The 20,624-nt window shown below is 70.1% G+C and carries 22 protein-coding genes; 7 read left to right on the forward strand and 15 right to left on the reverse strand.

Annotation, left to right across the window (positions count from 1 at the left end; translation table 11 throughout):
- Positions 1–22 precede the first annotated feature (22 nt).
- From tatA to ABD331_RS15980, 4 genes are read right to left on the reverse strand one after another with little or no spacing between them, the layout of a single operon-like run.
- On the reverse strand, positions 23–382 hold the full coding sequence (gene tatA, locus ABD331_RS15965) for a Sec-independent protein translocase subunit TatA (protein ID WP_344475262.1): 360 nt from the start codon (positions 380–382) through the stop codon (positions 23–25).
- Positions 383–412: 30 nt separating this feature from the next.
- On the reverse strand, positions 413–613 hold the full coding sequence (locus ABD331_RS15970) for a hypothetical protein (RefSeq protein WP_148432801.1): 201 nt from the start codon (positions 611–613) through the stop codon (positions 413–415).
- Positions 610–1,587 (reverse strand): helix-turn-helix transcriptional regulator, encoded by a 978-nt coding sequence (locus ABD331_RS15975; RefSeq protein WP_344475265.1) that lies wholly within the window; start codon positions 1,585–1,587, stop codon positions 610–612. Before ABD331_RS15975 ends, ABD331_RS15970 begins: the two co-directional genes overlap by 4 nt.
- Before the next feature lie 30 nt (positions 1,588–1,617).
- On the reverse strand, positions 1,618–2,568 hold the full coding sequence (locus ABD331_RS15980) for a helix-turn-helix transcriptional regulator (protein WP_344475267.1): 951 nt from the start codon (positions 2,566–2,568) through the stop codon (positions 1,618–1,620).
- 40 nt (positions 2,569–2,608) lie between these two features.
- Between ABD331_RS15980 and ABD331_RS15985 the strand changes: the two genes are divergently transcribed.
- On the forward strand, positions 2,609–3,676 hold the full coding sequence (locus tag ABD331_RS15985; RefSeq protein WP_344475269.1) for a DUF3866 family protein: 1,068 nt from the start codon (positions 2,609–2,611) through the stop codon (positions 3,674–3,676).
- On the opposite strand, the gene ABD331_RS15990 is transcribed toward ABD331_RS15985, so the two are convergent.
- The 8 genes from ABD331_RS15990 to prcB form a co-directional block, all read right to left on the reverse strand.
- Complete coding sequence (locus ABD331_RS15990) at positions 3,622–4,131, reverse strand: DUF3291 domain-containing protein (protein WP_344475271.1); 510 nt, start codon at positions 4,129–4,131, stop codon at positions 3,622–3,624. The genes ABD331_RS15985 and ABD331_RS15990 overlap by 55 nt on opposite strands.
- 16 nt (positions 4,132–4,147) lie before the next feature.
- Entirely contained in the window at positions 4,148–4,822 is a 675-nt protein-coding gene (locus tag ABD331_RS15995) for a helix-turn-helix transcriptional regulator (RefSeq protein WP_344475273.1), read from the reverse strand.
- A 27-nt stretch (positions 4,823–4,849) separates the two neighbouring features.
- Positions 4,850–5,776 carry an FKBP-type peptidyl-prolyl cis-trans isomerase gene (locus ABD331_RS16000; protein ID WP_344475275.1) on the reverse strand — a complete coding sequence of 309 codons (927 nt, stop codon included), beginning with the start codon at positions 5,774–5,776 and terminating at the stop codon, positions 4,850–4,852.
- A 258-nt stretch (positions 5,777–6,034) separates the two neighbouring features.
- On the reverse strand, positions 6,035–7,003 hold the full coding sequence (locus ABD331_RS16005) for an FKBP-type peptidyl-prolyl cis-trans isomerase (RefSeq protein ID WP_344475277.1): 969 nt from the start codon (positions 7,001–7,003) through the stop codon (positions 6,035–6,037).
- A gap of 276 nt (positions 7,004–7,279) precedes the next feature.
- Entirely contained in the window at positions 7,280–8,638 is a 1,359-nt protein-coding gene (gene pafA / locus ABD331_RS16010) for a Pup--protein ligase (RefSeq protein WP_344475279.1), read from the reverse strand.
- A gap of 228 nt (positions 8,639–8,866) precedes the next feature.
- A complete protein-coding gene (locus tag ABD331_RS16015) occupies positions 8,867–9,391 on the reverse strand; it encodes a hypothetical protein (protein ID WP_344475281.1) in 525 nt (174 codons plus the stop codon).
- Between the two features lie 625 nt (positions 9,392–10,016).
- Entirely contained in the window at positions 10,017–10,814 is a 798-nt protein-coding gene (prcA, locus tag ABD331_RS16020) for a proteasome subunit alpha (protein ID WP_344475753.1), read from the reverse strand.
- Between the two features lie 21 nt (positions 10,815–10,835).
- Positions 10,836–11,684, reverse strand: a complete 849-nt coding sequence (prcB, locus tag ABD331_RS16025; protein WP_344475283.1) for a proteasome subunit beta — start codon at positions 11,682–11,684, stop codon at positions 10,836–10,838.
- A gap of 225 nt (positions 11,685–11,909) precedes the next feature.
- Between prcB and ABD331_RS16030 the strand changes: the two genes are divergently transcribed.
- Genes ABD331_RS16030 through ABD331_RS16050 form a run of 5 tightly spaced genes read left to right on the forward strand, consistent with a single transcriptional unit; the run spans position 11,910 to position 17,130 of the window.
- Positions 11,910–13,277, forward strand: coding sequence for an extracellular solute-binding protein (locus tag ABD331_RS16030; RefSeq protein WP_344475285.1), 1,368 nt, complete (start codon positions 11,910–11,912; stop codon positions 13,275–13,277).
- Entirely contained in the window at positions 13,252–14,178 is a 927-nt protein-coding gene (locus ABD331_RS16035; RefSeq protein ID WP_344475287.1) for a carbohydrate ABC transporter permease, read from the forward strand. Before ABD331_RS16030 ends, ABD331_RS16035 begins: the two co-directional genes overlap by 26 nt.
- A 22-nt stretch (positions 14,179–14,200) precedes the next feature.
- Positions 14,201–15,019 (forward strand): carbohydrate ABC transporter permease, encoded by an 819-nt coding sequence (locus tag ABD331_RS16040; RefSeq protein ID WP_344475289.1) that lies wholly within the window; start codon positions 14,201–14,203, stop codon positions 15,017–15,019.
- Positions 15,016–16,068, forward strand: a complete 1,053-nt coding sequence (locus ABD331_RS16045) for an ABC transporter ATP-binding protein (RefSeq protein WP_344475291.1) — start codon at positions 15,016–15,018, stop codon at positions 16,066–16,068. Before ABD331_RS16040 ends, ABD331_RS16045 begins: the two co-directional genes overlap by 4 nt.
- A 21-nt stretch (positions 16,069–16,089) precedes the next feature.
- Entirely contained in the window at positions 16,090–17,130 is a 1,041-nt protein-coding gene (locus tag ABD331_RS16050; protein ID WP_344475293.1) for a DNA polymerase IV, read from the forward strand.
- 3 nt (positions 17,131–17,133) lie between these two features.
- Here the strand turns inward: ABD331_RS16050 and ABD331_RS16055 are convergent, their stop codons facing one another.
- Complete coding sequence (locus tag ABD331_RS16055; RefSeq protein WP_344475294.1) at positions 17,134–18,135, reverse strand: endonuclease domain-containing protein; 1,002 nt, start codon at positions 18,133–18,135, stop codon at positions 17,134–17,136.
- A gap of 33 nt (positions 18,136–18,168) precedes the next feature.
- Positions 18,169–18,378 carry a ubiquitin-like protein Pup gene (locus ABD331_RS16060; RefSeq protein ID WP_148432818.1) on the reverse strand — a complete coding sequence of 70 codons (210 nt, stop codon included), beginning with the start codon at positions 18,376–18,378 and terminating at the stop codon, positions 18,169–18,171.
- A 145-nt stretch (positions 18,379–18,523) separates the two neighbouring features.
- Here ABD331_RS16060 and ABD331_RS16065 point away from each other — a divergent pair, with 145 nt between their 5' ends.
- On the forward strand, positions 18,524–18,928 hold the full coding sequence (locus ABD331_RS16065; protein WP_344475297.1) for a hypothetical protein: 405 nt from the start codon (positions 18,524–18,526) through the stop codon (positions 18,926–18,928).
- Between the two features lie 97 nt (positions 18,929–19,025).
- Here ABD331_RS16065 and dop read toward each other — a convergent pair whose 3' ends face one another.
- Positions 19,026–20,540 carry a depupylase/deamidase Dop gene (dop, locus tag ABD331_RS16070; protein ID WP_344475299.1) on the reverse strand — a complete coding sequence of 505 codons (1,515 nt, stop codon included), beginning with the start codon at positions 20,538–20,540 and terminating at the stop codon, positions 19,026–19,028.
- Positions 20,541–20,624: the final 84 nt, after the last annotated feature.

The following is a 20,624-nucleotide window of genomic DNA, read 5'->3' on the forward strand; positions in this document are numbered from 1 at the left end:
GTGACGAGGAGGGACGGGGGGATCAGGCCTGCTTGTCGGCCTGCGTGGCGGCACTGGCGCGCAGCCTGGCGGCCTGCTCCTCGAGCTGGCGGGCCTGCTCCTCGGCCGACAGCACCGGAGCCGGGGTGGCCGGGATCTGCTGCGGCTGCACGGGCGCGGGCTGCGGCTGCGCGGGGGCCTGCGGCTGGGCCTGAACGGTCTGGGCCTGGACGTGGTGCGTGGTGTCCGCGTCGTCGTCGTCGCGCAGCTTGGCGGTCTCGGACTTGAAGATGCGCAGCGACCGGCCGACGCCCCGGGCCATCTCAGGCAGCTTCTTCGCCCCGAACAGCAGCACGAGAACGAGTGCGATGATCAGAAGTTCAGGAACTCCGAGGTTCGGCATGAAACGTCCTTTTGTGAGCGAGTGCCTGTTTCAGCCACGATCGTACGCTGCCTGGGGCGTGGTCTCATCCCCCTGGCCCGCCAATCTGGCCCGCCTTGGCTCAAGCTGGGCATGCGCCGCGGCGATTTCCCTCTTCAGAGTACGTGCCGCGGCGACGACCCGGGCACCGGCGATGCCGAGCACCACCAGCCCCGCCACGCCCAGCCCTGCTGAAAGGAAGATCCAGCTCATGAGTGGTGAGCGTACAGGGCCAGGGCGCGCTCGGCCTCCTGGCGGACGGTCTCGGCCATGTCCGGCGGCGAGACGACCCGGCCGGTGTCGCCCAGGCGCAGCGCCAGCTTCAGTATCCAGTCCTCGTCGCGGGCCCGCAGCGCCACCCGCAGCCGCCCCTCGCCCAGCTCGGTGACCTGCTCGCACGGGTAGTACTCGGCCACCCACCGCCCGGCCGCGCTCAGCTCCAGCTCGACCAGCTCGTCGGTCGGCGACGGCCGGAACACGCCGGCGGTCACGTCACGCGGCTCGGCCTCGGCGGGCGGGTCGGCGGGCACGTCGAGCACGTCCACGCCGAGCACCCGGTCCAGCCGGAACAGCCGCATCGCCTCCGCCCGGTAGCACCAGCCCTCCAGGTAGGCGCGGCCGTCGACGACCACGACCCGCATCGGGTCGACCTCGCGCGGCGTCACCTCGTCGCGGCCCTGCACGTAGTAGCGCAGCGACAGCCGCCTGCCCCTGGTCAGGCCCTCGCGCACCCGGGGCAGCGCGTCGGGCGCGGCCTCCACGTCCACGGCGACCTGGGTGCTGACGGTCGCGGCGCCCTCACCGGCGGCCCGCTCCAGCTTGGCCGTCACGCGCGGCAGCGCGTCGCCCGGCACCCCGGTGACCGGCAGGGCCAGCTCGGGGGTGGCGGCCAGCATGCGCAGCGCCACCAGCAGCGCGCTGGCCTCGTCGATGCCGAGCCGCAGCGGCCTGGCGATGGTGTCGGCGTTGTCGATGAGGATCTCGCCGCCGTCCCAGGACACGTCGATGAGGTCGCCGGGGGTGTGGCCCGGCAGCCCGCACATCCAGACGAGCTGCAGGTCGTCGATGAGCTGCTTCTCGCTCAGCCCGAACACCCCGGCCACCTCGCCGACCTGCGCCCCAGGATGGGACATCAGGTACGGCACCAGCGCCAGCAACCTCGGCAGCCTGTCAGCCGACCCGCTCATGCCCCTGCGCCCTTCATACCCCTGCCCCCTTCATGCCATCGCCCCCTTCAAACGCCTGATGACGGCCTCGCGGGCGTCCGGCGGCTCGACGACCTCGACGTCGGCGCCGAGGCTGGCCATCCACCCGGCCAGCCGCTCGGGGTCGGTGAAGGCCAGCTCGGCCTCGTCCCACCCGCCGGTGCCGGGGTGCACGGCCCTGGCGAGCTGCCGCAGCCCCTCGCACGCCCCCTGGCGCACGCGGACCACGGCGACCCGCTCGTCGGTCGTCTCGTCGGGGAAGCCGACCATGGCCCGCAGGTCGACGCCCTCGGGTACCTCGACGGCGCCCGGCTTGCCGACCGCGGCGACCTGGCCGGCGATGCGGCTGAGCCGGAAGGCGCGCGGCGCGTCCCTGTCGCGATCGTACCCGGCCAGGTACCAGCGCCCGCGCCGGCTGACCACGCCCCACGGCTCCACGGTGCGGCTGCGCACGCTCTCGCTGCCGGCGCCGCGGTAGTCGAAGCGGACCACGCGCCGGTCGCGCACGGCGTCCCACAGGGCGGGGAAGGCCGGGTCGCGGGTGTCGACGCGCAGCTCCAGCGCGCCGGTGCCGACCGGCTGGTCGGTGGCCACGCCGCCCGCGCGCAGCTTCAGCAGCGCCCCCGAGGCGGCCTCGGCCAGGCTGGCGCGCTGCCACACCTGGGCGGCCAGGCCCAGCACCGCCGCCTCGTCGGGCTCAAGGGTGATCTCCGGCAGCTCGTACGACTCCCGCTCGATCCGGTAGCCCGGCTCGTCCTCCCACGGGTCGCGCACCACGTCGATCGGGATGCCGATCTCCCGCAACTCGTTCTTGTCCCGCTCGAACATGCGCTGGAACGCCTCATCGCCGTCGCGGTCGTAACCGGGGACGGCCTGGCGGATCTGCTCGGCCGACAGCGGGCGCCGGGTGGCGAGCAGGCAGATCACCAGATTGAGCAACCGTTCTGTCTTCCGGCGCGACATCTGCCTCACTCCTGTCCTTCATCGACGCTACCCTGCCCCCGTGATCAGATGGCGCAAGGGCGAGGTCGTACGGATCCGACGCGAGTGGCCGGGAGCGGTGGAGCTGGACGTCACCGTCCCCGAGGGGGAGTGCCGGGCGCTGGCGTATCCACCGTTGGTGGGCCGCCCGGAACCCGGCGATGAGGTGCTGCTCAACACGACCGCGCTCGCGATGGGTCTCGGTACGGGAGGTTACGCCATGGTGGTGGCCGTCCCGAACCGTTTGCCGGAAGATCCTCAGGGGCCGGGCCACCTGGTGAAGGCCAGGTACACCCCGTTGCAGGCCACGGTGCAGGGCGCCGACGAGCAGGATTCCCCGCATCACGCCAGGTTGCGGGAGGCGGACTCGCTCGACGGCATGCCGGTGATCGTGGCGGATCTGCACTCCGCGCTGGCGCCGATCCTGTGCGGTCTGTACGCCGCCAGGCAGGGCGTGCGGGTGGCGTACGTGATGCAGGACGGCGGCGCGCTGCCCGTGTGGTTCTCGATGGCCGCGGCCCGGCTGCGGGAGGAGGGCTGGCTGGCGGGCGTGGTGACGGTCGGCCAGTCGTTCGGCGGCGACCTGGAGGCGGTCACCGTGCACACGGGGCTGCTGGCGGCCAGGCACGTGCTGGAGGCGGACGTGGCGGTCGTCACGCAGGGGCCGGGCAACCTGGGCACGGGCACCCGCTGGGGCTTCTCGGGGGTGGCGGCGGGCGAGGCGGTCAACGCGGCGGGCGTGCTGCGCGGGCTGCCGGTGGCGTCGCTGCGGGTCAGCGAGGGCGACCTGCGCGAGCGCCACTACGGCGTCTCGCACCACTCGCTGACCGCCTACGGCCGGGTCGCGCTGTCGCCCGCGCAGGTGCCGGTGCCTGAGCTGCCGGGCGAGTTCGGGGTGCGGGTCAGGGACCAGGCCGAGCTGCTGGCCGTACGGCACCGCCTGGTGCCCGTCCCGGTGGACGGCCTGCGCGAGGCCCTGGAGACCTCGCCGGTCAGGTTGTCGACGATGGGCAGGAGCCTGGAGGAGGACCTGGCCTACTTCCTGGCCGCGGCGGCGGCGGGCAGGCTGACGGCCTCGCTGCTGTCGTAGGCGTCCTTGAACGTGAACGCCTCGGGGCCCGGCCCCTCGCTCCTGAGGCGTTCCAGCCGCCGCATGCCCTCGGCCAGCGTGGGGATCTCACCGGCGGGCACCCACCACATCACCATGTACGGCTCCGCCATGCGCAGGAACCACTCCCTGCGCCGCCGCAGCACGGCCAGGTGCTCGCTGCGGTAGGCGTAGTTCCACAGCGACTCCAGCGACTCCCACACCGAGAAGTTCGTGACCAGGTGGTCGCCGTAGTCGTGCACGACGAGGGCGGTGGGGTCGCTCTCGCTCTCCTTCAGCCGCCACACGAACCCCGGTGCCGTGTCGGCGACGGCGTTGACGGGCTCCAGCAGGGCGATGAATTCGGCCAGCTCGGGGCTGTCGGCGGGGGCGCGCAGGTGGGCGATGTTGAGCTCGGCGAGATGCATGGCGGGCGGGTTCGTGGGAGCCAGGTTCATGGGAGCCAGCACACCATCACGCGTCCTCTATGTCAATATCCGTTTGCTTTAGAGGATCGGTTCGTTCCAGGGAGACGCAGCACTCCCCCGGCCGCGGATCCAGCACGGCCCTGTCCGGATCGTCGCCGAGGCCCTCCAGCAGCCCCCGGCACAGCGCCAGGTTCATCGAGCACACCAGCAGCGGCTGCTCCTCGGCCAGCACGTGGAACGGGCAGTTGCGCAGCCGCAGCCGGCCGCCCTCCGCGTACGGCTCGTAGCCGCGCTCGCTCAGCACCCGCTCCACCGGCTCGCCCCGATGCCCCCTGGCGAGCCTGGCGCCCGCGCCCCGCGCCACCTCCTCGGCCCGCTCCTCGGCGCCGAGCACCTCCACCACGTCCGCCAGCACCGAGGCGAGCGTCACGTAGTCGCGCGGCGGCAGGCTCACCGACCGCTCGCCCTTGGCCCTGCGGTACACCTTCGCCGGCCGGCCGCTGCCCGGCCCCTTCTTCTCCTGCTGACGGAACCCGCTCTCCAGCAGGCCCGCCTCCACCAGCTTGTCGAGATGGTGCCCGGCCAGCGTCCTGGACACGCCCGCCGCCTCCGCGGCCTCCCCCCGGCCGACGTCCCCGCCCCGGGAGGCGACGACGTCGTACAGGCTGCGGCGGACGGGATCGTGCAACAGGGCCAGCGCCTCGAGGTCGTCGCTACTCACAGCGGGAGTCTACGAGCCCGCCCCGCCCTAGTAGGCGGCGAGAAGATCCACGACGAACACGAGCGTGTCAGAGCCCTTGATCCCGTACGCGGGGTTGCCCGCCCGGCCGTACCCGTCGGCGGGCGGCACGATCATCAGCACCCGGCTGCCGACCGGCACCCCCGACAGGGCCTTGTCCCACGCCCTGATCACGCTGCCGTCGCCCAGCTTGAACGCCTTCGGCCCGCCGCCCGCCCAGGTGGCGTCGAAGATCCGGCGGCGGCTCCAGACGGCCGCCTCGTACTGGGTGACCACGAGCTGCCCCGCCCGCACCACCCGTCCATCGCCCTTGGACAGCACCTTCGCCGAGAACTTCGCCGGCGGCGGGCCCGCGGGCACCGCCAGCGCGGGCCTGGCGCCGCCGCCCACCCTGACCCCGGCCAGCGTGCCGGCCGCCGACTCCACCGAGGCGCCCTTGCGGTGCGCGCCGAGGATGTCCACGACGTAGAACAGCTCCTCGCCCGCGGCCACGCCCTGCGGCGGGTTCGCGCCGAACCCGTCCCCCGGCGGGATCGCGGCGATCACCCGGCTGCCCACCGTGCGGCCCTTCAGCGCCCGCTCCAGGCCGGGCAGCAGCTCGCCCACCGGGAACGCCGCCGGGGTGCCGCGGTTGAAACTGGAGTCGACCAGGCGGTTGTCCCGGCCGTCCCACACGTGCGCGGTGTACTGGACGATCGCCACGTCGCCGTCGCCGAGCCGCTCGCCCTTGCCCGTGGCCAGCTCGTCCACCTGCAGCCCGGCCACCGGCTTGCCGTCGGGGAAGTGGATCGTCGGGCGGGCGCCGAACGCGCCGCCCACCTCCAGGTCCAGGTCGCCGGCGGCCTCACTCGTGCAGCCCGCCGCCAGCAGGGACGTCAGCAGCAGGGACGTCACCAGCAGGGGCGCCAGCGGCAGTGACGCGGCGGCACGGCGCATCGGGGTCCTCCCAGCACGGAACGGCCCGGCGGCGCCCGCCTCGGGGGCGCGCCGCCGGGCTCGCGATGCTACCGCGCCACCGGACCGTCCGTCAGCAAGCAACCGCCCGTCCGGCCGTCAGCACGCAACTCGTCTCCGTCCGGCCGTCAGCACGCAACTCGTCTCCGTCCGGCCGTCAGCACGCAACTCGTCTCCGTCCGGCCGTCAGCAAGCGACCCGCCCGTCCGTCCGTCAGTGAGCAGCCCGTCCGTCTCGCTGTCAGTAGGCGGCCAGGACGTCCACCACGAACACCAGCGTGCTGTTGGCGGGGATGCCCTGCTGCGCCTGCGCGCCGTACCCGAGGTCCGGCGGGATGCTCATCACCACGCGGCTGCCGACCGGAACCCCGTCCAGGCCCTTCTGCCAGCCCTGGATCACCTGCGCGAGCGGGAACTCGGCCGGCTGGCCCCGCTCCCAGCTCGAGTCGAACTGCTGGTCGGTGCCCCAGATCTTGCCGGTGTAGTGCACGACGAGCGTCTGGCTGGCCTTCGCCTTCGCGCCGGTGCCCTGGATGATCGTCTTGACGACCAGGTCCTTGGACGGCTTCTCGCTGGTCTTCGTGGTCAGCGTGGGCGCCTTCTCGCCGCCCGGGTTCACCACCTCGACACCCTTGATCGACTCGCCCGTCTCCTTGCCGGTCGCCGCCTTCAGCGCCGCGGGCTGGGTGCCGACCACGTCGAACACGAACACCTTGGTCGGCTCGGCGGGCGTCGTCTGCTGCTGGGCGACGGAGTCGTTGGCCAGCACCGCCAGCAGCCTGCCGCCGTGCTTGACCTTGGTCAAGCCCTCCTGCAGCACCTGCGGCAACTGCTCGTTGACGGCGATCGTCTCCGGCGCCTTGGTGTCGTAGGAGGAGCCCTGCACGGCGTTGCCCTTGCCGTCCCAGTTGTAGACGGTCAGGTTGACGATCACCCGGTCGCCCGCCTTGACGCCGTCGCCGTCGCCCGCCTGGATCACCTCGTACGACGACTTCGTGGCGGGCGAGCCGGACGGGAAGGTCACCGTGGGCTTGGCGCCCACGTTCCCGGCGACCTTGACCCCCGACGGCGCCCCGGCCACGGGGGCCGAGGCGGAGGCGGAGGTGGTCGCGGAGGCGGCGGTGCCCGGGTTGGCGCCGCCGTCGGAGCCGCAGGCTGCGGCGAACAAGGTCAATGGCACGGCGGCCAGTACGGCCAGAGCGCGGCGCATGGATTTCCCTCGGAAAAGACGTCAGATTCGCGCCACACTACCCGACGCCCCGGTAGGGCCGGGGTAAACGGATCCCCACGTTCCGCGCCACCCGGCCGCGTTCACTCTTCCGGCGGCCACGTTCCGCACTACCCCGCCGCAGCCGCTCCTCCAGCGGCCGTGTTGCACGCCACCAGGCCGAGGCCGCCCCTGACGGCGGCCACGTTCCGCCTTGCCCGGCCGCGGCCCACCCTGACGGCGGCCCGCGGCCCGTACCCCCTGGCTCCTCGCCTCGCCTCACATACCGGCGATCAGCTTGTCCACCCGCTCGTCCACGCTCCGGAACGGGTCCTTGCACAGCACCGTCCGCTGCGCCTGGTCGTTCAGCTTCAGGTGCACCCAGTCGACGGTGAAGTCGCGCCGCTTCTCCTGCGCCTTGCGGATGAACTCGCCACGCAGCCGCGCCCGCGTGGTCTGCGGCGGCACCGACTTGGCCTCGAAGATCTTCAGGTCGGACGCCACCCGCTCCACCGAGCCGCGCTTCTGCAGCAGGTAGTACAGGCCGCGCTTGCGATGCACGTCGTGGTAGGCCAGATCGAGCTGCGCCACCCGCGGCGAGGACAACGGCAGGTCGTACTTACGCCGGTACCGCTCGATGAGCTGGTACTTCGTCACCCAGTCGATCTCCCGCGCGACCAGGTCGAGGTTGCCCGTGTCGACGGCGGTCAGCGTGCGCTCCCACAGCTCCAGCACCCGGTGCGCGATCTCGTCGCCGCCGCGGCGGTCGACGAAGTCCTTCGCCTTCGACAGGTACTCCTGCTGGATCTCCAGGCTCGACGCCTCGCGCCCGTTGGCCAGCCGCACCCGGCGCCGGCCCGTCATGTCGTGGGAGACCTCGCGGATGGCCCTGATCGGGTTCTCCAGCGACAGGTCGCGCATGACCGTGCCCGACTCGATCATGCGCAGCACCAGGTCGGTCGCGCCGACCTTGAGCAGCATCGTGGTCTCGCTCATGTTCGAGTCGCCCACGATCACGTGCAGGCGGCGGAACCGCTCGGCGTCGGCGTGCGGCTCGTCGCGCGTGTTGATGATGGGACGGCTTCGCGTGGTGGCGCTGGAGACGCCCTCCCAGATGTGCTCGGCCCGCTGCGACACGCAGTAGACGGCGCCGCGCGGCGTCTGCAGCACCTTGCCCGCCCCGCACACGATCTGCCGCGTCACCAGGAACGGGATCAGCACGTCCGCCAGCCGCCCGAACTCCCCGTGCCTGCCGACCAGGTAGTTCTCGTGGCAGCCGTAGGAGTTGCCGGCCGAGTCGGTGTTGTTCTTGAACAGGTAGATGTCACCCGCGATGCCCTCTTCGCGCAGCCGCTTCTCGGCGTCCACGAGCAGGCCCTCTAGGATGCGCTCGCCCGCCTTGTCGTGGGTGACGAGCTCGATGACGTTGTCACATTCGGGTGTTGCGTACTCAGGATGGCTGCCCACGTCGAGATACAGACGCGCGCCGTTGCGAAGGAAGACGTTGCTCGATCGGCCCCAGGACACGACCCGCCGGAACAGGTAGCGCGCGACCTCGTCGGGGGACAACCTGCGCTGCCCCCTGAACGTGCAGGTCACGCCGTACTCGTTCTCCAGCCCGAAGATGCGACGATCCATCACCTCACACTATGCCCACGGATCGGCCAGCGGGAGAGATCTTCGCAGGTGTTTTCCCTCCGCCACCGCGAACGACCACTTCTGCCCCGCTTCAGCCCTTCGGCTCCTACCACCCGCCTCGGCCCCGCTTCTGCCCCGCTCTCGCCACCCGCTCCTACCACCCGTCTCGCCACCCGCCTCGGCCCCCGTGCCCGCCCCCACTGGGCGCGGGTGCCGCGGTGGCTCCCTTCAGGGGGTGTAGATCTCCTGAACCTGAACGATCTTCCCCTTGTGGACGGTGATCAGAGCCGGGTGGCCGGCCTTGGCATGCCGCTTGACCAGCGTCGTCCTGGAGCACCGCTTGGCCCCCAGCCCCGTCTTGCGGCTCACCGTCAGGTCCGTGCCGGCCGTCTTGCAGCCGTACGCCGACAGGAAGATCACGTCCTTGGCGATGGGCGAGGCATAAGCCCGCACATCACCCTCCGGCGGCCCCTCGAAGTAGCCCTCCGTGTGGGTGCCCTTCTTCCACCTGATGGGCTCGTACTCGGCCACACCGCCCCGCACGTAGGTGATCCAGCCGCGCAGGATGCCGTTGTGGCGGGAGTGGATGCGCTTGGTGAAGTCGTGCCCCGGGTCGGCCTGGAACGTGGTGCCGAAGATCTTCGGGGCCTTGTACTCGGGGAACGCGGTGGCGGCCTCGGCGGCCACGCCGGTGGTGAGCATGACGGCCGTCGCTGCGCCTGCCGCGATCAGGCCACGCAAAGGAGTGTTCACGGATCATGAGATTCGTGATCAGGGCGTGGAGTTCGGGCGGCCACGAGTGATACAGGTCACACTCGGCACATCGACCCCGACACACCACCCCACGCGCCAAACCACCGCACAACACGGCCTCGTGCGCGATCACACCGCCTGCCGCACCACGGCCACCTCATAGGCCGCATCGGGCCACCGCACGCCGCCACCCGCGCCGCCGCACCGCACCGCACCCCCTCAGGGCGCCACGCGCCGCACTGCACGCCGCCACGGCGCCCCACCACGCGGCCTCAGGGTGCCACGCGCCGCACCGCACGCCCTCACGGCGCCACACCACGCGGCCTCAGGCGCTACGCCCCACCCCCGCAGGGCACCGCATCACGCCCTCTCAGGCACCACGCCTCGCCGCCGCGCCCGCCCCCATCGCGTGCGCCCATCGCGCGCCGCCATCGCGTGCGCCCCACTGCCCCGCCACCACCGCGCCGCCTCAGCGTGCGCCCGCCACGCACCGCCACCGCGTGCACCCCGCGCGACCGGACGAGCGAGACACCAAGCGCCGCCCGCGAGACCCCGGGCGCGAAACCCCACCAACGACGACGGGGACCGCCGAAGCGATCCCCGTCCTCACCGTCCCGTCCCCCGCCTAAAGCGGCGACGACCCATCATCCACATCCCCATCAGGCCCCGTAGGCGGCGGCGTCTCACCGGACGCCTGAGGCGGCGCGGCAGGCGGCGCGGCGGATGCCGACGGCGGGTTGCTGGTCTGGGCGAGCAGCCGCTCCAGCCGGGCCCCCGTCAGCCGCAGGAACTTGCGGTGCTCCCGGTTGCGGTCGAGCACCGCCACCTCGAGCTGCCCCACCGGCGGCCGCTCCCCGCCCGGCTCGGTCAGCGCCGTCAGCGCCACCTCCAGCGCGTCGGCCAGCGACATCGACTCGCGGTAGCGCTCCTTGAGCCGGGTGGCGACCGCCTCGGCCTGGCCGCCCATGGCGGCGAAGCCGTGCTCGTCGAAGACGGAGCCGTCGAAGGTGAGCCGGTAGATGGCGTCGCCCTCCTTGGTGTCGCCCACCTCGGCGACGACGACCTCCACCTCCAGCGACTTGATCGACTCGGTGAAGATACGGCCGAGGTTGGAGGCGTACAGGTTGGCCAGGCCGCGCCCCGTCACGTCGGAGCGGTCGTAGGTGTAGCCGTTGACGTCGGCGTAGCGGATGCCGCCGAGCCGCAGCTCCTCGAACTCGTTGTAGCGGCCCACCGCCGCGAACCCGATGCGGTCGTAGATCTCGCTGATCTTGTGCAGCGCCCGCGACGGGTTGGGCGCGACGAACAGGATGCCGTCCACGTACTGCAGGGTAACGACGGACCGGCCCCGCGCGATGCCCTTGCGCGCGTAGTCGGCCTTGTCCCGCATGATCTGCTCGGGGGACGCATATCCGAAAGGCATGGACACGTGTGGAGGTCCTTTCTAGCGCAGCGGGGCGATGGGGCCGTCGGGCGAGATGAGGCGGGCGTCCAGCATCTGCTCGACGTAGCCGGAGACCTCGTCCTGCGACAGGCGGCGGAAGCCGTCGGCGTCGATCACCGACACGATGGGCCAGATCTTCCTCGTCACGTCCGGCCCGCCGGTCGCCGAGTCGTCGTCGGCGGCGTCGTACAGCGCCTGGATCAGCGTCATCACCATGTCGTCGGCCGACGCCCCGTCGCGGTAGAGCTTCTTCAGCGACCCCCGCGCGAAGATCGAGCCGGACCCGATCGCGTCGAACCTCTCCCGCTCGTAGGGCCCGCCCGCCACGTCGTAGCTGAAGATGCGCCCCTCGTCCTTGTCGGGGTCGTAGGCGGCGAACAGCGGCACCACCACCAGCCCCTGCATCGCCATGGCCAGGTTGCCCCTGATCATGGTGGCGAGCCGGTTGGCCTTGCCCTGGACCGACATCGACCGGCCCTCGACCTTCTCGTAGTGCTCCAGCTCCACCCGGTAGAGGCGGGCGAACTCGATGCCCGTGCTGGCCGTGCCGGCGATGCCCATGCACGAGTAGTCGTCGGCGCGGAACACCTTCTCCACGTCTCGCTGCGAGATGATGTTGCCCGACGTCGCCCGCCGGTCGCCTGCCATGATCACGCCGCCGGCGAACGTGGCGGCCACGATCGTGGTCGCGTGCGGAACCTGGTCACCGATCGGCGTGGCCAGCACCTCATCCCGCCGCGGCAGCAAGTCAGGCGCGTACGAGCCGACAAACTCGGTGAACGAGGAACTTCCGGTGTTCTGGAAAAGATGGTTCACCAAGCCGACGGGCAGATCCCTGTGCGATGCCACGCGACTCCCTCCAAACGTTCAGTGTTCCTAGGGCGACCCTACTCATGTTGGGTTGTTGTCTGCACTTCCCACGATCAGCTCACGGCGAACCACCCATCACAGCGGTCCGAAAAGGCCCTATAAGCCCCCTATGCGCCAGCGGCCCGTGTTCAGATCGTTTCTTTACGGCCGCCACCGCCCATGCGATTGTCGGTATGTCTGCACGTCCTGAACAGGAGGCCGACAATGCGACTCCCCAGCCGACCCGCGCTGATCGGGGTCATCGCCGCACTCGCCCTCACCTCCTGCGGCACCGGCGGCGGCTCCGGCGAGAGCAGCGTCACCCTCACCATCGCCGCCAACTCCATCGAAGGCGGCAAGAACGCCGAGTCCGCACAGTGGATCAAGCAGTGGGTGATCCCCGAGTTCGAGAAGAGCCACCCCAACGTCAAGGTCCTGTTCCAGGGCAGCGGCGTCGACGACGAGCAGTACAAGACCAGGATCGCGCTCGACCTCAAGTCACGGACCGGCGCCGACGTGATCGACCTCGACGGCATCTGGGTCGGCGAGTTCGCCCAGGCCGGCTACATCAAACCCCTCACCGAGGTCGGCGGCGCCACCGTCGAGCAATGGGAGGGCTGGGCCCAGATCCCCCAGGCCGTGCAGGGCCTCGGCATCTTCGACGGCAAGAAGTACGGCCTGCCCCAGGGCACCGACGGCCGCGTCCTGTTCTACAACAAGACCCTGTTCCAGAAGGCCGGCCTGCCCGCCACCTGGCAGCCCGCGAGCTGGCGCGACATCATCGACGCCGGAACCCGGCTCAAGACCGCCGGAGTCCCCACCCCCATCCAGCTCAACGCCGGCACCGCCATGGGCGAGGCCACCACCATGCAGGGCCTCCTTCCCCTGCTCGCCGGCGCCGGAGCCGAGGTCTACACCGGCGGCAAGTGGACGGGCGCCGCACAGCCACTCAAGGACGCCCTCGGCTTCTACCAGCAGGTCTACGGCGGCAGCGGCCTCGGCGACCCCAAACTCCAGCAGGAGGCCAAAGGCCGCGACAAGTCCTTCGCCCAGTTCGCGGAAGGCAAGATCGGCATCCTCGCCGAGAGCGACTACTTCTGGCGCTCCGTCATCGAACCCCAGGCCGGGGTCGCCCCCATGAAGAACCGCGACCAGGCCGTCGGCTACGCCAAGATCCCCGCCAAGGAGCCCGGCGGCGGCATCCGCGGCCAGGACTTCGTCAGCATGTCGGGCGGCGCCGTCCGCGTGCTCAACCCGTTCTCCAAGAACCCCAGGCTCGCCTGGGACCTGCTCGCCTTCATGCACTCAGCCGCCGCCACCAAGGCGCAACTCGCCGGACAGGCACGCATCAGCGCCCGCACCGACGTCAACGACGAGGTCCTCACCGCCGACCCCATGCTCAAGTACATCGCCGACGAGGTGCTGCCCATCACCGCCTACCGGCCGGGCGTCGCCGTCTACTCGCAGGTCTCCACCGCCCTGCAGGAGGCCACCGCCGCCGTCGTCGCCGGCCGGAGCCCCGACCAGGCCGCCACCGCCTACCAGAGCACGCTGGAGGGAATCGTCGGTGGCGCGGCCAACATCAGCGGCTGACGCGGCAGGGCTCGGCAAGGGCAGGGCGATCGCGTTCGTCCTGCCCGCCGTCACCCTCATCGCCGTCTTCCTGCTCTTCCCCGCCCTGTGGACCATCTACCTCGGCCTCACCGACTACCGCCTCACCGGCCTGGCCGCCGCCGACCCCCAGATCGTCGGCGCCGACAACTACACCGGCGCCCTCACCGACCCCCGCTTCCTGTCGTCGCTGTGGCTCACCGTCCTGTACGTCGGCGGCTCCGCCGTCATCGGCCAGGCCGGGCTCGGCTTCACCCTCGCCTGGGTGCTGCGCACCCGCCAAGGCCCCCTGCGCCGCACCGTCGAAGGCGTCGTCCTGCTGGCCTGGATCCTGCCCAGCACCGTCGTCGGCTTCCTCTGGTTCGCACTCCTCGACCGCGACGACGGGACGCTCAACGCCCTCCTGCACACCCCCGGCTTCGCCTGGCTGCTCGACCACCCGCTGCTGTCCATCATCGTGTTCAACGTGTGGCGCGGCACCGCGTTCAGCATGATGCTCTACTCCGCCGCGCTGGAGAACGTGCCGCCCTCCCACCTCGAGACCGCCCGCCTCGCGGGCGCCAGCGTCCCGCAGCAGCTGCGCGACGTCGTCCTGCCCCTCATCCGCCGCCACATCCTGACGAACCTCCTGCTCATCAGCCTGTGGACGTTCAACGACTTCACGCCGTTCGTCCTCACCGGCGGCGGCCCCGAGGGCCGCTCAGAAATCCTGCCCGTGTACGTCTACCGCGTCGCCCTCAGAGACGGCCAGCTCGGCGCCGGAGCCGCCATCTCCTTCCTCATCCTGCTCATCAACCTCGTCTTCGCCCTGGTCTACCTGCGGCTCCTGCGCGGCCGCCGCCGCCAGCAGAAAACCGCCGCCACCGCGACCCCGCCCGCATGACCACCCGCCGGGAGCCCGTCACATGATCCGCCACACCGTCGGCAGGCTCACCGCCACCCTCTTCATCGCCGTCGTCCTCGCCTTCTTCACCCTGCCCATGCTCTGGCTCGCCAGCGCCCCCTTCGACGACACCCCCGCCATCACCACCACCATCCCCGAATTCACCCTCCGCAACTTCGCCGCCATCCTCGACAACCCCTACGCCCTCGGCTCCATCCGCAACTCCCTCATCCAAGGCGGAGGCGCCGCCGCCCTCGTCGTCGTCCTGGCCGCACTCGCCGCCTACGCCCTCTCCCGCGTCCGCGTACCCGGCCGCGACGCCCTCCTCTACCTGCTGCTCCTGCTGTCGTCCGTCGTCACCGGCACCGCCGCCATGGTCCCCATCTTCGAACTGGCCACCCGCCTCGACCTCATCGACACCCACCTCGGCGTCGTCCTCGTCGTCTCCGGCGGCCTGCTGCCCGCCGCCATCTTCATCCTCAAGGACTTCATGGACGACACCCCCACCTCCTACGAGGAATCCGCCCGCGTCTTCGGCGCCGGCCCCCTGCAGATCCTGCGCCACATCGTCGTCCCCCTCGTCAGACCCGGCCTCGCCACCATCGCCGTCTGGGCGCTCGCCAGCGTCTGGGGCGGCTTCCTCTTCCAGTTCATCCTGCTCAGAGACCCCGCCAAAGCCCCCGGCTCCGTCATCCTCTACACCCTCTACACCGAAGGCGGCGCCCCCAAGCTCGACCTCATCGCCACCTTCTCACTGCTCTACTCGCTGCCCGTCGTCGCCATGTACCTCTTCGTCTCACAGCGCTACGGCTTCCGCTTCCACGGAGGAATCAAACGGTGATCACCCTGCACGCCCTCACCAAGATCTTCCCCGGCGGAGTCCACGCCCTCGACGACATCCACCTCACCATCGCCGACGGCGAATTCTTCGCCCTCCTCGGCCCCTCAGGCTGCGGCAAGACCACCCTCCTGCGCACCATCGCCGGACTCGAGACCCCCACCCGCGGCACCGTCCACATCGACGACAGAAACGTCACCGACCTGCCCCCAGGACAACGCGACGTCGCCATGGTCTTCCAGGACTACGCGATCTTCCCCCACATGGACGTCACCGCCAACATCGCCTACCCCCTGCGCATCAAGAAGATCCCCCGCGCCGAACGCGCCACCAAAGCCGCCGGCGTCGCCGCCCGGCTCAGCCTCACCGACCTCCTCCACCGCCGCCCCGCCGAACTCTCCGGCGGCCAGCAGCAACGCGTCGCACTCGCCCGCGCCATCGCCTGCCACCCCACCGCCTTCCTCTTCGACGAACCCCTCTCCAACCTCGACGCCCGCCTCCGCCTCGAAGCCCGCACCTTCCTCAAACGCCTCCAGCGCGAACTCGCCGTCACCACCGTCTTCGTCACCCACGACCAAGCAGAAGCCCTCGCACTCGCCGACCGCATCGCCGTCATGTCCGACGGCCGCATGATCCAGGTCGCCACCCCCGCCGAGATCTTCCACCGCCCCGCCACCACGTTCGTCGCCTCCTTCATCGGCTCCACCCCCATGAACCTCCTCCCCGCCCGCGCCACCCCCGCCGCACTCCACGTCGCCGGCGCCACCCTGCCACTCCCCGGCCCCCTCCATAGCGGCGACAACCTCACCTACGGCGTACGCCCCGAATACATGACCCTCTCCCCCACCGAACGCCCCGACGCCTTCCCCGGCGTCATCTCCGTCCTCGAAAACCTCGGCACCCACACCCTCGTCACCCTCGAAACCCCCACCGGACCCCACATCCAGCTCGTCGTCCCCGAAGGCGAAGAACCACCCCCCGGCACCCCCGCCTCGGCCACCCCCCGCCGAGCCCTCCTCTACCGCGACGACACCCTCCTCACCACCCTCTGAACACCCCGCCATACTGAACACATGGCCACCAGGAACTGGATCCTGCACCTCGACCTCGACCAGTTCATCGCCGCCGTCGAACTCCTGCGCCACCCCGAACTCCGCGGCAAACCCGTCATCGTCGGCGGCACAGGCGACCCCACCCAGCCCCGCACCGTCGCCGCCACCGCCACCTACGAGGCCCGCCAACACGGCATCCACTCCGGCATGCCACTCCGCACCGCCCAGCGCCGCTGCCCCGACGCCGTCTTCCTGCCCAGCGACCCACCCGCCTACGAAGCCGCCTCAGCCCGCGTCATGGCCGTCCTACGCGAATTCCCCATCCTCGTCGAAGTCTGGGGCTGGGACGAAGCCTTCCTCGGCGCCACCACCGACAACCCGGAAACCCTCGCAGCCGACCTCCAGCACGCCGTACGCGCCCGCACCCACCTCGACTGCTCCATCGGCATCGGCGACAACAAACACCAGGCCAAACTCGCCTCCGCCTTCGCCAAACCCGCCGGCATCCACCGCCTCACCACCGACAACTGGGCCCAGACCATGAACCACCGGCCCACCGACGCCCTCTGGGGCATCGGCGCCCGCACCTCCAGAAAACTCGCCGCCCTCGGCCTGCACACCGTCGCCCAACTCGCCGCCGCCGACCCCGCCGACCTGGCCCGCCACTTCGGCCCCACCAACGGCCCCTGGTACCGCTACCTCGCCCACGGCAAAGGCGAAGCCGAAATCGTCACCACACCCTGGATCGCCCGCGGCCACAGCCGCGAAACCACCTTCCCCCACGACCTCACCGACAGAACCGACCTCACCCGCCACCTCACCGCCCTCGCCCAACACGTCACCCAGGACGCCGCCGAAGCCGGCCGCCAGATCACCCGCGTCTCCGTCAAGATCCGCACCACGCCGTTCCACACCCGCACCCGCCAGTCAAAACTCCCCGCCCCCACGACCGACGCGCACCTCATCACCCAGACCGCCCTCGACATCCTCGACCGCCACGACCTCACCCACCCCGTCCGCCTCATCGGCGTGGCCGTCGAATACACGATGCCCGAAGACTGAAACTCACCCCACCCGCGTCACCGACCCATAGAACTCCGACCGAAGCTCCTCCTCCGCCCTCGCCAGCTCCACGAGCTCCTCATCCGAGAACGGCAACTCCTCGCCGAAATCCTCGACAGTCGCCTCGATGTACGACAGCGCCCGCCACACCACCGCCTCGTCATCCCGGAACTGCCCGATCCCCGTATTGCACGGCAAACACAACGCGAACCGGACCGCACCCGTCCGATGACAATGATCCACATGCTCGGGCGGCCGATCCCAGCACACCACGCACAAACCGTGCTGCGCCGAAATCATCCGCTCCACATCCTCATGCCGCATCCGATAACGCTGCGACAGGTGATACGTCCGCGTCCGCGCCACCGGAACCTCACCCCGCGCCTCCGGCAACACCACGAACTCCGGCCAGAGCACCTCCCCGCCCAGATAGAGCGCGGCCAGCTCCAGCAACACCGTGTTGTCGCCGAAATGACCGAGCCCGTTGTTGCAGTTGAAACAGAGAACGCCGCGGACCTGGCCGGTCGTGTGGCAGTGGTCGACGAACGTGCCGGGGACGACCCGGCAGATGGCGCAGAGCCCGCCCTGACGGGCGAGCATGCGCACGAAGTCGTCCTCTGTGATGCCGTAACGGTGCTGGAGCATGTAATTCCGCTCGCTACCGTGATTCTTAATCTTGTTCTCGCGAGCCACGATGGCGTGGCACGGTTTGCAGTAAGCAGTCAGCCCGGAAGCCGTCGAGCGATTACTGCCGAATTCCGCGACTGACTTGATCTCCTCACAGCGCGGACAATACTTGGACCCCTCTGGAACGGGGATCGCCTCGCGGACGACCTTCCCTTGCTCGGCCTTCCGCTTGCGATAGCTCTGGGTGGACCGCCGCCGAAAGCAGGCCCTGCAATACCGGGCCCGCCCATCAGGCAGCCGCTTGTTGAGCCCGAACTCAGCGATCGCCTTGACTTCACCACAGTCCGGACACCTCTTCACGCCACCCGGCGTTTCCACCCGATTTCCCTCCTTTCAGATGTCCGTTTTGCCCTACTCTCCGCCCTTTTGGACGTATGATCTCACGAATTCCTCTGCGTTCTCTTCGAGAACTTCGTCGATTTCGTCCAGAATTGCGTCGACATCGTCAGTGAGCTTCTCCTGACGCTCCTGCACATCCGGCGCCGCCGAAGCCTCGGTCTCCTCGACTTCGGACTCGCGCCGCCCGGCCTGCTTCTGCCCGCCGGTGTCCTTGGTTGCCATGTCCTACCTCCGCTTGGGGGACTGCCTCTAGGCATATCTTCCCCGAACGGGCCGACATTTCGCGCCGAACGCCCAGCGATCTTGCCCACTTGACTAGATAGCATTCCTATCCAACAATGAACCCCCGTACCGACAGGAGGTTCAGATGTCCCCTTCGCCCCTGAGCACGGCGGGTGTGCTCCTCATCACAGTCCCCGGAGTGGGCTACGGCGGCGTGACGCTGCTGCGGCTTCTCATGCGGAACGTTCCCGGTTACCTGGACAACCCGGTCCGTCGCGGCCTGTGGCGGGCGGGGCACGCGCATGCGGGCGTGCTGGTGCTGTTCGCGCTGGTGGCGATGGTGTACGTGGACCAGTCGGGGTTGCCGGAGGCGCTGAAGGCGCTGACGCGGGCGCTGATCGTGGCGGCGCCGATCCTGATGCCGCTGGGTTTCTTCCTGTCGGTGGTGCGTCCTGGCGACACGAAGCCGAGCAGGCTGATCTATCTGACGGTGGCGGGCGGGGTGTGCCTGGCGGCGGGCACGCTGATGCTGGGGATCGGCCTGCTGTGAGTGGGCCGATCCCTGGGCGTCAGGTGGTCGTTCGCCGCCCGCGAGGGTCCCCCGGGCGTCCAGAGGCCGCCGGTGAGGGTCCCGCCACCCTGGTGGGTCAGTCGCCGCCGGTGAGGGCGGAGACGAGGTCGGCGGCGGTCTTGCAGCGGTCGAAGAGCTCGCCGACGTGGGCTTTGGTGCCGCGCAGCGGTTCGAGGGTGGGGACGCGCTGGAGTGATTCGCGTCCGGGGATGTCGAAGATGACGGAGTCCCAGGAGGCGGCGGCGACGGATTCGCTGTACTGGCGCAGGCATCGGCCGCGGAAGTAGGCGCGGGTGTCGTTGGGCGGGTGTTCGACGGCGCGCTGGACCTCTTCCTCGGTGACGAGGCGTTGCATGCGGCCGCGGGCGACGAGGCGGTTGTAGAGGCCTCGGTCGGGCCGGATGTCGGAGTACTGGAGGTCGACGAGCTGGAGTCTGGGGTGGGACCAGTTGAGGCCGTCGCGGCTGCGGTAGCCCTCGAGGAGTTCGAGTTTGGCGACCCAGTCGAGCTCGCGGGCGAGTTGCATGGGGTCTTCGGCGAGGCGGGTGAGGACGGATTCCCAGCGGTCGAGGATGTCCTTGTTCATCTCGTCCTGGGCGGTGCCGCGTTCTTCGACGTATTTGCGGGCTTGTTCGAGGTATTCCATCTGGAGCTGGATGGCGGTGAGCTTGCGTCCGTCGCGCATGGGGATCTCGTAGCGGCAGGTGGGGTCGTGGGAGACGGCCCTGAGTGCCTGTACGGGGTTTTCGACGGCGAGGTCGCGGCTGAGGAAGCCCTCTTCGATCATGGCGAGGACGAGTGCCGTGGTGCCGAGTTTGAGGTAGGTGGAGATCTCGGACATGTTGGCGTCGCCGATGATGACGTGGAGTCGCCGGTATTTCTCGGGGTCGGCGTGGGGTTCGTCGCGGGTGTTGATGATGGGGCGTTTGAGGGTGGTTTCGAGGCCGACTTCGACTTCGAAGAAGTCGGCGCGCTGGCTGATCTGGAAGCCTTCGCCGCGCGAATCCTGTCCGATGCCTACCTTGCCGGCGCCGACGACGACTTGCCGGGAGACGAAGAAGGGGGTGAGGTGCCTGACGATGTCGGCGAAGGGGGTGGCGCGCCGCATGAGGTAGTTCTCGTGGCAGCCGTAGGAGGCGCCTTTGGCGTCGGTGTTGTTCTTGTAGAGCTGGATGGGGGCGTTGGAGGGGATGGCTGACGCGCGGGTGGCGGCGTCGTACATCACTCTTTCGCCTGCTTTGTCCCAGATGACGGCTGCCCGTGGGTTGGTGCATTCGGGCGAGCTGTATTCGGGGTGGGCGTGGTCGACGTAGAGCCTGGCTCCGTTGGTGAGGATGACGTTGGCCAGGCCGAGATCCTCGTCGGTGAGCTGGCTGGGGTCTGCCACTTCCCTTGCGAGGTCGAAGCCGCGCGCGTCGCGGAGCGGGTTCTCCTCCTCGAAGTCCCATCGTGCTCTGCGCGCGCGGGCCGCCGAGGCGGCCAGGTAGGCGTTCACGACCTGTGAGGAGGTCACCATCGCGTTGGCGCCTGGCTGGCCGGGTACGGAGATGCCGTACTCGGTCTCGATGCCCATCACCCGACGCACCGTCATGCAACACCCTCTGTTCGTCCGGGTCTGTCTATCCGCCGTTTATATGCCCGAGCCTATGCCCTTCACAGTGCCCCAGGGCCACAG

The organism is Nonomuraea monospora, assembly GCF_039531895.1.
GTDB lineage: Bacteria > Actinomycetota > Actinomycetes > Streptosporangiales > Streptosporangiaceae > Nonomuraea > Nonomuraea monospora.